Raw genomic sequence first — 13,014 nt, forward strand, 5'->3', positions numbered from 1 at the left:
CAACTCCGAAAGGTTTTGGAGTGTCAATCCTGTTCTTTTGTCTCATTCTCCCACTGGTTGCGATCGGCAGGAACTACATCGGGAAGGTTGCGCCCCACAAAGTAAAGCCATGCCAAACCTACCAATCCCAACATAATTCCTACTATACTGACCACTTGAGCGATACGGAGCGGCCCCAACATTAAGCTATCAGTTCGCAGTCCTTCAATCCAAAACCGACCGCTGCCGTAACAGACAAGGTAAACTAGCCCCAGAGTACCCACTTTTAGGCGTGGTGTTCCCTTCAAAGAGCGAAAGAATAAGGTAAGCAATATAGCAAACACCATTAAATTCCATAAGGACTCGTAAAGAAATGTGGGATGAAAGAATTCCACATTTTTATATCCGGGGAAACGGCTCTCAGGCGGAATATACAGTTTCCAAGGTAAATTAGTAGGAGCGCCGTAAGCTTCCGAATTGAAAAAATTTCCCCAACGTCCGATCGCCTGACCGAGAATGAGAGAAGGAGCGACCAAATCGGCTAATTGCCAGAAGGAAACTCTTTGAACTCGCGCAAAGATTGTCGCCGCCAGAATACCGCCCAGAATAGCACCGTGAATGGCAATGCCACCTTTCCAAATCGCGATAATCTCAGCCGGGTTCCTAGCATATTCTGGCCATTGAAAAAACACGTAGTACAGTCGAGCGCAGGGAATTGCTGCAACCACAAGCCAGATTGCCAGTTCACCCGGTAAATCTGGGTTGATGTTGCGACGCTGCGCTAAATATCCGGAAAGCCACACCCCAATTAAAACTGCTGAGGCAATCAACAGACCGTACCAGCGAATCGTGAGTGGCCCCAACTGAATGAAAATCGGCCCTGGAGAAGCGAATTGAAAGGCTAAGGACTGGATAGGAATACCGAAAACCATGCAAATTCCTTTGATAATGGAACAATTAAAGCCATAAAAGACTTCAGCACCCTGAACGAAGATGCAGGATTGTATTCTATAGCGCAATGGCAGCACCGAACATGGGATGCGATATTTTAGTTGAAAATTTCTGCCACATTAAGCACATATGAGCGAATGACGATGAAAGAATCAAAAATAATTTTTGTTTAACAAAAAAATACACAGTATGCCTTGTACTGGGAAATAATTATTACTAGAGAGTAGGTATTTTTAGAGCCATCGCGTATTAGGCGTCAAATTTCGGTTTCTGACGATACACTCTCAATTTGTCCTACAAATCGAAAAACGCGCTAGTGGCTGCTACTTCTGCAATTAATTCTGGTGTGCCTTCGACAAAATCACCGTCGCCGATCGAGATGACTGCCTAGACTGGAATCTATTGATAGCAGGACATCTGGCTGTGTTTCGTTATCTAAATGGTAATATAGATGATTCCACCTTATTGCAACTGCTCTCTACCCTCCTATGGCAGAAACACTATTCTTCAATGCACTGCGAGAAGCCATCGATGAAGAAATGGCACGCGACCCCTCCGTATTTGTGCTGGGAGAAGACGTAGGTCACTACGGCGGTTCCTACAAAGTGACGAAAGACTTGTACAAAAAATATGGAGAACTGCGTCTTTTAGACACCCCGATCGCCGAAAATAGTTTTACCGGGATGGCAGTAGGTGCGGCAATGACCGGACTGCGCCCGATCGTCGAAGGCATGAATATGGGGTTTTTGCTGCTTGCCTTCAACCAAATCTCCAACAACGCCGGGATGCTGCGCTACACTTCCGGCGGTAACTTCAAAATTCCGATGGTAATTAGAGGACCGGGTGGTGTAGGCAGACAATTGGGTGCGGAACACTCCCAGCGACTCGAAGCGTACTTCCAAGCAGTTCCGGGTTTGAAAATTGTGGCTTGCTCTACGCCTTACAATGCGAAAGGACTGCTCAAATCTGCGATCCGCGATGATAACCCGGTGTTATTTTTTGAACACGTTCTGCTCTACAACTTAAAAGAAAACTTGCCAGAGAAAGAGTACCTGCTACCTTTGGATAAAGCTGAGGTAGTGCGACCCGGGAAAGATGTGACAATTATTACTTACTCGCGGATGCGGTATCGTGTGATGGAGGCAGTCAAGACATTGGAAAAACAAGGTTTCGACCCAGAAGTGATTGACCTGATTTCCCTCAAACCGCTAGACTTCGAGACGATCGGCGCTTCGATTCGCAAAACTCACCGCGTTATTGTGGTGGAAGAGTGCATGAAAACTGGCGGTATTGGCGCAGAAGTGATTGCCTCAATCAACGATCGCTTGTTTGACGAGCTGGATGCACCAGTACTGCGCCTATCTTCCCAGGATATCCCCACACCTTACAACGGTAAGCTGGAAAGCTTGACGATCGTGGAACCAAAGCAAATTGTGGAAGCAGTGCAAAAGATGGTCGCTTTACGAGTGTAACCATCCACCCACAACCGGGTTTAGTTGGGCGATGTGGCAAAAAAGCGCGATCGAATCCCAGCGAACAACCCGGTTTCTCAACGCTCTAAGCCGATAAACCTGCCCGAAAAGGATTATCATAGCATTTGTCCCCAAGCCTTACTCCCTTCCCCCTCAAAGAATATGTATTGCATTAGGGGGAGTGGGAGAACGAGATAGCGGGAAGAAATTCTTAATTTTGACTTTTGACTTTTGACTTTTGACTTTTAACTTTTGACTTTTGACTTTTAACTTTTGACTTTCTACTCTCTTTTGTATGCAAAAACAGCGTTCCTTATTAGCTCTGATCCTAGTCCTGGTAATCGCTGCCATCATAGTAATCGTTAAAATACCGATCCGATTGGGATTGGATCTTCTCGGTGGCGCACAGCTGACAATTCAGGTAAAACCGACACAGGATGTCAAACAAATTACTCCAGATGTTTTGGAAGCAGTTCAAAGAGTGATCGAAAACCGCATTAACGGTTTGGGCGTTTCCGAATCTTTGGTACAAACTGTAGGGCAAGATCAGATTGTAGTGCAGTTGCCGGGAGTAAGCGATCCGCAACAGGCGGAAAGAGTGCTGGGTGGCACAGCTCAATTAGATTTTCGCAAACAAAAGCCCGGTACGGAAGCGCAGCTATTTGCCGAACAACAGATAGCGCGGGAATTGAAAGCACAGCGAGAACAGTTGAGAAAGGCTGGGGATAAAACCAAGCTGGCAGAAATTCAGACGAAAATTAACAGCAGCAACGAAGCGATCGCATCTTTGTACGAACGCACCAACCCCCCACTCACCGGCAAAAACCTCAAAGATGCCTTCGCCACCACCGATCAAGCTGCCGTTAATTGGAGTGTAGCGCTGCGTTTTGACGGTCAGGGCGGCGATTTGTTTGCGGAACTGACTAAAAACATCGCCGGTACCGGACGCACTTTGGGCATTTTCCTAGACAACGAATTGATCAGCGCTGCTACCGTGGACGTTAAGTACGCCCAAGCGGGTATTACAGGCGGAAGTGCTGAAATTAGCGGACGCTTTACCGTACAAGAAGCCCAAGATTTGGCGATCCAGCTTAAAGGCGGTGCGTTACCTGTGCCGGTAGAAATAGTGGAGAACCGCACGGTGGGTGCCACGCTAGGTAAAGATAGCATCCAAAGCAGTATCTATGCAGGTATGGCTGGTCTGTTTTTGGTCTTAATCTTTATGGTGTTTTACTATCGACTGCCTGGGTTAATTGCTGACCTAGCTTTGATAGTGTATAGTTTGCTAACTCTAGCTAGCTTCGCTTTGGTAAATGTTACCCTCACTTTGCCTGGAATTGCCGGTTTTATTCTCAGTATCGGGATGGCAGTTGATGCCAACGTGCTGATTTTTGAGCGGACGCGAGAAGAATTGCGTGCGGGTAAGAGTTTGTATCGCGCCGTTGAGTCGGGGTTTTACCGCGCTTTTTCTAGTATTTTGGATAGTAACGTGACAACGTGGATTGCCTGTGGCGCTTTGTTTTGGTTGGGCAGCGGTTTGGTGAAGGGTTTTGCGCTGACTCTGGCGTTGGGTGTGGCGGTGAGTATGTTTACAGCGATTACCTGTAGCCGCACACTATTAATGTTTGCCATCTCTATTCCCGAATTACGCAAACCGGAATATTATGCCCCCAAAAAAGTTGAGGTATCCCCATGAAATTACAGGTAAACAAGCAGCGATCGCGCTGGTGGATCATCTCTGCCGCTATCCTCATCAGCGGTTTAATTGCTATGCTGGTTTCTTGGGCGCAAATTGGCTCACCTCTGCGTCCGGGTTTGGATTTTATTGGTGGGACGCGACTGCAATATGAATTGGATTGTCAAATACCGAATAATTGCAGCAAACCGATCGACGTAGGCACAGTTAGGCAAATAGTAGATGCTCAAGGTCTAACTAATAGCAGCATCCAAGTGGTAGGTCAGTACGGTCTTTCTGTGCGGACAAAAGAAAGAGATTTGAAAGTCGAGCAACGCACGCAGCTAGAAAAGGATCTCAGCGAAAAAATTGGCACTTTCGATCCTAATAAAACTCAAATCGATACGGTTGGGCCTACAGTCGGACGGCAGCTCCTCAGTACGGGTTTGTTAGCTTTAATGATTTCGTTTTTCGGTATTATCGTTTACATGACCGTCCGATTTGAGTTGGACTACGCCATTTTTGCGATCGTCGCTCTGTTTCACGATGTTTGGCTGACGGCGGGCTTTTTCGCTATCTTCGGTGTAGTCCTGGGGGTGGAAGTCGATAGTTTATTTATAGTCGCTTTGCTGACGATTATCGGTTTTTCAGTTAACGATACTGTGGTTATTTACGACAGAATTCGGGAAATTATCAGCAAAGATGGCAATCGTGCGATCGCTGATATTGTAGATGATGCGGTCAATCAAACGTTGGCGCGATCGATCAACACTACATTAACTGTATTGCTAACATTGCTTTCCATCTTCCTATTTGGCGGAGAAACCCTGAAATACTTTGCTCTTGCCTTAATTATCGGCTTTAGCACAGGTGCTTACTCCAGTATCTTCATTGCCAGTTCTCTGTTAGCTTGGTGGAGAGAACGCACCGGTCGCGGTATCCCCGCTCCCGCAGAAGGGTTAAGTCAGGTTGATGCTACCAGTTCCAATGATGCCAGCAGTGTTTGAACGTTAAGATCTGGTGCAGGATATCTAAAACCTTCCCACACTTTGCGGGTAAAATCCCTATGGATAGACCGGAACACAAATCCGAACTAACAGATGAAATAGGAACCGCCAGCCTTGACCCAAAGTTCCAAAAGCAAGTGCAGCGATTGCACAATCTCACCGTCTGGGGTAGGTGGTCGATCGTTGCTTTGCTTTGGTTAACTGTAGCTCCCTTGAGCTTGTGGAAACTGCGATATGAAATTACTTTATTGCAGCAGCATTTCACCTGGACAGCCGTTAAATACGGTATTGCTTACAATCACTTACCAGCAATGGGATTGGCTTTATGTGTCGGGATGACTGCTGCTGTTCTCATCTGGCAAAGTCGTAATATTTTAGTGGGAATGCCACAGGAGGAACAGCGACGTCTGGAAAAACAAGTCAATCGAATTCGTCAACAAGGTTCGACTCATCCTCTGTGGAAGTGGGTGGTGGGGAATGGGTAGCTATCAGTCAATTTTGGATTTTAGATTTTGGATTTTGGATTGGCTGGGCAATAATAGGACGGGGGTTGAAATTCGGCCAAATTTTTTGATGATTCGCCTTGAAATGAGAGGCTTGAAACTCCTTTTTTTCAGTCAGTAGTACAGAACAACTAACAACTAACAACTGACTAATGACTAATCGCCAATCTATTAGAAAAGGATACGAAGAATACAGCGTTAAAGGTTTTTACGAGCAATTTGGCGATGAATACAGGAATCCTCACGAAGTTGCCATTCAACAAGTTCTACAAATAGCTGTCGAAAAATGGCAGTTGAATTTGCACAAAGTTTTGGATTTAGCTTGCGGTAGCGGCGAAGTTACTTTAGCGCTGAAAAGTTTGGGAGCTACGTATGTTGATGGTATCGATCCATATACGTACAATGCCTACTTGCAACGAACGGGAAAGCAAGCAGAAAAATATACGTTTGAAGAGATTGCATCCGGAATTCTTTGTGATAGGCATTATACCATTATAATTTGCAGTTTTGCTTTGCATTTGGTGGAAGAATCGCGCCTGCCTTTATTAGTTTACCAGTTGAGTTTAATTGCCAACTCAATGGTAATTATTACACCCCACAAGCGTCCTCAGCTAAAGCCTGAATGGGGATGGATTTGCTTGGACGAGATTGTGTTCGATCGCGTGCGATCGCGTTTTTATAAAATTAAAAATTTCTCTCCCTAATTACTTATAATTAAACGTAGGGTGGGCAATGCCCACCTAATTAGGTAATCTGAAAAAATTGGCGAAAGTCTTCATCTTTTTGGCTCAGTTGCGCCCATTCTACACCTAAATCTCTGAATTTTTGCACTAAGCGATCGCAAGCCGGTCTTTCTGTGGCATAATGTCCGGCATCGATTAAGATAATACCGCGATCGCGTGCTTCTTGGAATTGGTGAAACTTACAATCAGAAGTCAGGTAAGCTTTAGCTCCCGTCTTCACAACAGCCGAAATAAAACTTGCTCCAGACCCCCCTAAAACCGCCACTTTGTCAATAGTTATATCTAAATTACTTTCAGGTGAAAATATCAGATTCGGAGGAGAAAGTCGAGTTTGAATTTCAGTCAGCAAATCCTTCAAAGTCAGGGATGGTTCCAGATAGCCAACGCGACCGTATCCCAATCCATCTTGACTGGGAGTTATCGGCGTAACTTGCTTTAACTGCAAAATTTGCGCTAACATATCCGCCGTACCATCATTAACTCGATCGAAATTAGTGTGAGCGGTGTAAACCCCAATTTTGTGGGTATAGGCAAGTCTAACCATTTCCGCAATAGGATTCCCACTTTGCAGCGATTTCAGCGGACTAAAAATGAGTGGATGATGAGCAAATATCAAATTTACTGGAATGCCATTATCGCGCAGAGAAATAGCTTCCTGCATCACCGTCAAAGTGGGAGTCAAACAAACTAATACCCGTGCTGGTTCATCCAAAATTACCGGCTCAATTTGCCAACCGCAATTATCCCAACTTTCTTGCCATGATGGGGGAGCCCAATTTTCAAACCACGTAATTAAATCGATAATTTTCATATTTTAAATGCTAATTTTTTGCGAACCGGAAGGACATTCAATTAAACTATTTTCACCTTGAGGAGGTTTTGGTGCTGCTGGAGGTGTGCTGGTGGAGAGATTGCTTTCGCAGATAACTGTAACGGTAGTGACATCGTTGCCCTTTTTAATCGCGAACACAGTACCAGTGTAGCTTTTTAAACCGGATCTTTTCGCTTGTGCAGTTATAATTACGCTTTTGCTTTTATCCGGCTGAGGCACTATTTTATAGCTATAATTGACAGTTTCCGGTCTAATTCCCACTTGTAATTCTTGAAGAGAATTGCTAAAAGTAGGTTTTTCGATTCTAAAAGCTTGCTGGGATCTGAGAATAGCGGCAACATATTGTTTGGCTTCCGCTTGCCTTGCTTTGTTGGCTTGGTTGAGGAAACTAGGCAAAGCTATGGCGGCAATAATGCCTAGTACAATAAAACCCAAACAGCCACAACCTAAACTCGCCATAATCCAAATAAAAATATTTGACGATCGATTTGGTTGTGGAGTTTGTACGAAATCGTTAGAATTGGATGGCTGTGTCATGAAAGCAACCTCAAATATCTCTTAGAAAGAGAGCCGAGAGTGGGGGAGAAAGGGATAAGGGGAAAGGAAGCCAAGACTCTCCAATTCAATTTAACGCTAATTGTTGCTGAGAAGATACCTCTGTCTTAGACTGGAAGGAAGTCGGCTGCGTTGAGCGTGCAAAAACGGGTATTTCAATTACAAATTCCGCACCCTTCCCAGGCTGGGATATACAATTCAATTGACCGCGATGTTTTTCCACAACAATTTGGTAGCAAATCGACAAACCAAGACCTATACCCTGACCTACGGATTTGGTGGTAAAAAATGGGTCGTATAACCGTCGGCGCACTTCTTCTGTCATGCCGGGGCCATTATCGGCAACACTTATTCTCACCCGCTGACCGACAACCTCTGTGCGAATGATAATGGTAGGGTGGGAAGGTGAGAGAGTGTCAACCTTGCTACGTTCTAACTCTTCCAAAGCATCAATTGCATTGGCGAACAGATTCATAAATACTTGATTCAACAGTCCGGGATAGCATTCCACCAGAGGCAAATCGCCGTAAGCTTGAATCACCTGGATAGGCGGGCAACCTTCTGTTGCTTTTAGGCGGTTTTGCAGTAAGCTGAGAGTGCTGTCAATCCCTTCGTGAATATTGACAAATTTCATCTCGGCTTCGTCGTGTCGCGCAAAATTCCGCAAGGATAAAACAATTTCGTGAATGCGCTTAGCTCCCCGCTTCATTGAGGATAACAATTTAGTGATATCGGCTACGAGGAAATCTAAATCGATCGCTGACTCTGCTTCCACAATTTCTGGCGTACTTTGAGGGAAGTTTTGTTGGTAAAGCCGTAACAAGTGGAGCAAGTCTTGCACGTAGCGATTCGCATAATCTAGATTGCAGTAAATAAAACTGACTGGATTGTTAATTTCGTGGGCGATACCGGCGACCAATTGCCCCAAGCTAGACATTTTTTCTTTTTGAATTAGTTGCGCTTGGGTGCTGTGCAGTTCGTGCAAAGCTTCCTCCAGCTGCTTGGCTTGCTCTTTCAAGTGTGCTTTTGATTGGCGCAATGCCACTTCAGTACGCTTGCGAACGTCGATTTCCTGTCTCAAAAGGGCATTAGCTTGAGTTAGCTCAGCCGTTCGTTCTTCCACTCGTTTTTCTAATTCGTCGTTCGCCTGTTGGAGCGCCTCTTGCGCTAGCTTGCGTTCGGTGATGTCTCGCGTCACCTTGGCAAAACCCCGCAGCTGTCCATCTTTCCCTCGCAAAGCTGTGACGACGGCATTAGCCAAAAATCGCGACCCGTCCTTACGCACGCGCCAACCTTCGTCTTCATACCTGCCTTCCGCTTGAGCCACTCTTAATTCTTGTTCGGGTTTGCCTTGTTTTATATCTTCGCTGAGATAAAAGCAAGAGAAATGCTTGCCGATGATTTCCTCTGCCCGATATCTTTTCAACCGTTCGGCTCCAGGGTTCCAGCTGATGACGTGCCCTTGGGGGTCTAACATATATATGGCATAGTCTTTGACGCTTTCAACTAACAAGCGGTAACGTTCTTCGGTTTCCTGCAAAGCTTGTTTTTCCTGTTTGCTCGCAGTGATATCCCTAGCGACAAGGTAAATTAATTGTTCCTCCTGAGATAGGGTGGCGTTCCACAACAGCCATTTGTAGGAGCCGTCTTTGCACCGACAGCGATTTTCAAAGGAAACAGTCTCTGTTATATTTTCGAGCTTCTCAAATTGTGCCAGGGTAAATTCCCGGTCTTGGGGATGAACAAATTCCAGCAACGGTAGGGAAAGAAATTCTTTGGTTGTAAAGCCGAGCGTTTTTTCGGACATTGGGTTCAGTTGTTTGATGTAGCCGTCTAAACCCACGACGAAAAGCATATCTAGGGAGAGAGCGAAAAACTTGTCAGAGGCGCACCGTAAGTTCTGCTCTGCTTTGAGCGATCGGTTTTCCACGATCGCGCTTTCTTTACCTTCCGTTGCCATTGTTGTATCCACCTGGTTTGGTTGTATCCACTCTTCGTATGCTTATGTTTTTATAAATCCAGAGAAAAACCAAAGTTTTTAAACAGGATTTAATTTTTTCAACGATCGATTGACAGGAGAGGATAAGCTCCCCTGCACCCTTACCCGCTGCACCCCCGATTAAATGCGTCAGCTGTATTAAGAAATTCTGTATTTTTACAGCTAGTTTAAACTTTAATATTTATTTTCTTATTTAGCAATATTTATTAATAAAAATTATAATCGTGATGTTTTAGGTTTAGGGTGCGATCGCCATAGCCCTTTTTCAAGCCGAGAGATACTTACGTATTATTACTGAGCCTAAAACCAAAATTACTTATTTATACGGATAAGATGAGCCACCAAAATGCCTGTAACCCCTACTCTGCTTGGGGCAACCCAGGCCCTTGCAAGTTTTGTCAACAAATTCGCGAGAGTCCCCAGCCTCAACGCAGTAGGGTGGGGAGGGGGCCATTAGTTTGGAGGATTTAACCGGAATCAGGGAACGCACCAACCAAAAGCCAAGAAGCAAAGATGATAAGCGTCTTGGCAATAGTTGGGCGTTCTATCAGTTACGGCAATTCCTAACTTATAAGGCGATAAAAGAAGGCGTGAAAATTGTATTTGTTGACCCCAGATACACTAGCCAGATGTGCCATAACTGCTTTCGCATTCACCCAATTCAGGGTAAATCTTATCGAGACGGAAAGCGGTTTAAATGTGGACATTGCAGATGGTCTGGGGATGCAGATTATAACGGAAGTTGCAACATCGCAATTCTTGGTAAGGTGACTATAAACTCGCCTGGTGGCACGGGTCTTTCTTGTTCTTTGAACAGGGATGATTCAGGGCTTCTGAAAACCCACTGCTCAACGCAGTCACAGTGGGTAGTTTATAAATTGCTATTCCTGATGATGATGTGAGATTTAGAGTCAAACAAGATAGTATTTTGTTGCTGTAACCTACTAAGCAGGCGGGTAATCGTCACGCGGGTGGTGCAGCAAGCATTTGCAAAGTCTTCGTGAGTGAGGCGAACTCTCAGACGAGTTCCTTCGGTGACTGGTTCGCCAAATTCCTGTTTCAACAGCAGCAGAAAATAGTACAAGCGGTCTTTGACTCGTCTCTGTCCGGAAATGGCTAAAAGAGATTCTGTCTGCTGCAGCCGATGGTTAATTTTAGATAAAAGTGTCTGAGCGAGTTTTGGGGAGGTGGCTATTTCTGTCAAGGAAACAGACACTAATCGAACTTCCTTCGATAAGGCTGTGGCTTGGTAAGCGTGCAGGGAGGTTAAGCTGGAACCAAAAGGCATTTCTTCGCCTGCCAATCCTACTAATACTTCTTGGCCGGTTTCGCTCAAGGTAGTCAGTTTCACCAAGCCGTGACATACTAGCCAAATAGTTTGGGAATTGAGGGGAATAACTTCACCTTTAGCATAAACTTGAGCGGGACGATCGCAGCTCGGATGCAGATCGAAAAGATCGATCGCCTGTAGACTCCGCTTCTGTGCTGAGATATCTCGCAGCATCCAACGCAGGGCGATCGGTCTGCCTTCCGCATCCAAGACGGGAGCTATTTTCACAGACGCATCAAACTGCTCACCCCCACGAGCTTGCATTCGCACTTCCAATTCTTGCACCCGGTCTTTTTGCTGAATTCGGTTTAATTCCGAACGAAAAACCCAACGTTCTGACTCAGTGATAAAAACTATCAGGGGTTTGCCAATCAAGAACTTTTGTGTCAGGTTCAGCATTGAGCAGGCGGCGCGGTTGGCTTCTCGGATTTTCCCTTGTGCATCAGTCACTATGTAAGCATCCGGAGCGAACTCAAACAGATCCATGTAGCGCTGGCGTTCTATTTCTACCTGGGATCTGACTTCCATCAACTCTTCATTTTGCTGGTACAGTTCCTCTGCTGCTATTTGTAGTGCTTCCGAGGCCGTACCCAGTTCTTTAAAAGCTTTTGGCAGCAAGTCCGGTTGCGGGGCAGGGGTGGCGTTAGCTCCTTCGTAGAGCTGGTATAAGCGACCGTGAATTGCTTCTATCTGCTTGGCAAATAAATCTACGTTCATATGCAAGTTTTTAAACTCTCCCTGATAAACAAAAGGTACAGGGATTTTTTATTTTTACATACTAACTAAAGAAAGATATTTTGATTATTTTTGATTACCCAGTCATTATTCTTTGGTCGTCAGGTATTTATTTTTCGGTGTATACCTCTGTAGGGGGTAGGCGGAAACCTAATAAACGATGCTCTTTTCTGCCTTTTTTCTTTATCGTGGCATTCAACCAACTCTATGACCGAGCGCGAATAAATGATTGCGTTTATATGTATATTTTTATTTTATAGCATATTTTTATAAATTCAAATATTAAAAAAATCTATACTATTAAAGCACATCAATTAAATTTGCCATAATTAAATTTAAGCCAAAATTTATTTTATCTATCTTTAGATAGATGTTAATCCTACCCAAAAAATATATCGTTTACATTTTGTAGATAAAAATTATTTGGGAGATTACGCAACTCTTCTCAAGAAAAGCGAGTTGCTGTTAGAATTAACTTGGCTTGTTGCACTATATGGTGCGGATCGACCTAGAATATAGGTTGACAACTCAATTAGTTCAATAATGGCTATATGAATAACTAAGAATATCGAAGGATAAAAAAGTTAAATTCTTCCTTTGCTTATTTTTTCCCGCTCGTCTAGTGCTTCTTTCTACAGGCAGAGGATTAGGCAAACTCAGCAGGTTTAGTCTGTAGAAGTATAGTTAGTTAAAAAAGCTAGTAACGCGAGGACAAATACTATGACGGAGAAAAGCAAGCGCGGATTTGCTTCTATGGACAAAGACAAGCAACGCGAAATCGCCAGTAAGGGAGGACAAGCCGCACATCAAAAGGGAACCGCTCACGAGTTTACACCCGAAGAAGCTAGAGAAGCCGGTCGCAAAGGCGGTCAAGCGGTCAGTAAAGATCGCGAACATATGGCTGAAATTGGTCGCGAAGGCGGAAAACACAGCCACAAAAATCAAAAAGACAAGACCGATTCGGAGTGATGCGGTATCAAATGCGATCTTATCTGAGGGGCGGTGAGGCGAAGACGAATACCTTGCAGCAATAGGACTGTAAATTATAACGAAAAATTTGCTAAGTTCAAACCTTGATAGCTTGAGCAGCAGCGATCGAATAAGATGATTAGTGCAGCGCGACAAGAATTTCCCTTCGGTGCCTATGGCAGGGTACATCTATGCAGGAGGCAAGAGGAAGAAGAATTAAACTGGGGGGTTACTTGTATCATACTGCATTAGTCATGCCCTGCC

Annotated in this window: 11 protein-coding genes and 1 pseudogene; 7 read left to right on the forward strand and 5 right to left on the reverse strand. The window is 44.7% G+C overall.

Features of this window, described 5'->3' with window-relative positions; all coding sequences use genetic code 11:
* Positions 1–23: 23 nt before the first annotated feature.
* The gene (gene lgt, locus H6G03_RS11100; RefSeq protein WP_190464434.1) at positions 24–911 is read right to left on the reverse strand and encodes a prolipoprotein diacylglyceryl transferase; all 888 of its coding nucleotides are present in this window, start codon (positions 909–911) and stop codon (positions 24–26) included.
* Between the two features lie 507 nt (positions 912–1,418).
* Between lgt and H6G03_RS11105 the strand changes: the two genes are divergently transcribed.
* From H6G03_RS11105 to H6G03_RS11125, 5 genes are all read left to right on the forward strand, one after another.
* Complete coding sequence (locus H6G03_RS11105) at positions 1,419–2,402, forward strand: alpha-ketoacid dehydrogenase subunit beta (RefSeq protein ID WP_190464435.1); 984 nt, start codon at positions 1,419–1,421, stop codon at positions 2,400–2,402.
* A gap of 295 nt (positions 2,403–2,697) precedes the next feature.
* The gene (secD, locus tag H6G03_RS11110) at positions 2,698–4,098 is read left to right on the forward strand and encodes a protein translocase subunit SecD (RefSeq protein ID WP_190464436.1); all 1,401 of its coding nucleotides are present in this window, start codon (positions 2,698–2,700) and stop codon (positions 4,096–4,098) included.
* Positions 4,095–5,084 (forward strand): protein translocase subunit SecF, encoded by a 990-nt coding sequence (gene secF, locus H6G03_RS11115; RefSeq protein ID WP_190464437.1) that lies wholly within the window; start codon positions 4,095–4,097, stop codon positions 5,082–5,084. Before secD ends, secF begins: the two co-directional genes overlap by 4 nt.
* Positions 5,085–5,143: 59 nt before the next feature.
* Positions 5,144–5,569 (forward strand): hypothetical protein, encoded by a 426-nt coding sequence (locus H6G03_RS11120; protein WP_190464438.1) that lies wholly within the window; start codon positions 5,144–5,146, stop codon positions 5,567–5,569.
* A gap of 170 nt (positions 5,570–5,739) precedes the next feature.
* Positions 5,740–6,291 (forward strand): class I SAM-dependent methyltransferase, encoded by a 552-nt coding sequence (locus tag H6G03_RS11125; protein ID WP_190464439.1) that lies wholly within the window; start codon positions 5,740–5,742, stop codon positions 6,289–6,291.
* A 40-nt stretch (positions 6,292–6,331) separates the two neighbouring features.
* Here H6G03_RS11125 and H6G03_RS11130 read toward each other — a convergent pair whose 3' ends face one another.
* From H6G03_RS11130 to H6G03_RS11140, 3 genes are all read right to left on the reverse strand, one after another.
* Complete coding sequence (locus H6G03_RS11130; protein ID WP_190464440.1) at positions 6,332–7,141, reverse strand: Nif3-like dinuclear metal center hexameric protein; 810 nt, start codon at positions 7,139–7,141, stop codon at positions 6,332–6,334.
* Between the two features lie 3 nt (positions 7,142–7,144).
* The gene (locus H6G03_RS11135) at positions 7,145–7,699 is read right to left on the reverse strand and encodes a type IV pilin-like G/H family protein (RefSeq protein ID WP_190464441.1); all 555 of its coding nucleotides are present in this window, start codon (positions 7,697–7,699) and stop codon (positions 7,145–7,147) included.
* Positions 7,700–7,784: 85 nt separating this feature from the next.
* Positions 7,785–9,677 (reverse strand): PAS domain-containing sensor histidine kinase, encoded by a 1,893-nt coding sequence (locus tag H6G03_RS11140; RefSeq protein ID WP_190464442.1) that lies wholly within the window; start codon positions 9,675–9,677, stop codon positions 7,785–7,787.
* 488 nt (positions 9,678–10,165) lie between these two features.
* Here H6G03_RS11140 and H6G03_RS37930 point away from each other — a divergent pair.
* A pseudogene (locus H6G03_RS37930) lies at positions 10,166–10,593 on the forward strand (zinc ribbon domain-containing protein); the annotation flags it as partial.
* Here H6G03_RS37930 and H6G03_RS11150 read toward each other — a convergent pair.
* Positions 10,588–11,763, reverse strand: a complete 1,176-nt coding sequence (locus H6G03_RS11150; RefSeq protein WP_190464444.1) for a PAS domain S-box protein — start codon at positions 11,761–11,763, stop codon at positions 10,588–10,590. The pseudogene H6G03_RS37930 and the gene H6G03_RS11150 sit on opposite strands and share 6 nt — an antisense overlap.
* A gap of 738 nt (positions 11,764–12,501) precedes the next feature.
* On the opposite strand from H6G03_RS11150, the gene H6G03_RS11155 reads away from it, so the two are divergent.
* Complete coding sequence (locus H6G03_RS11155) at positions 12,502–12,750, forward strand: con-10 family general stress protein (RefSeq protein ID WP_190464445.1); 249 nt, start codon at positions 12,502–12,504, stop codon at positions 12,748–12,750.
* Positions 12,751–13,014: the final 264 nt, after the last annotated feature.

It is taken from the genome of Aerosakkonema funiforme FACHB-1375 (assembly GCF_014696265.1).
Classification (GTDB): Bacteria; Cyanobacteriota; Cyanobacteriia; order Cyanobacteriales; family Aerosakkonemataceae; genus Aerosakkonema; species Aerosakkonema funiforme_A.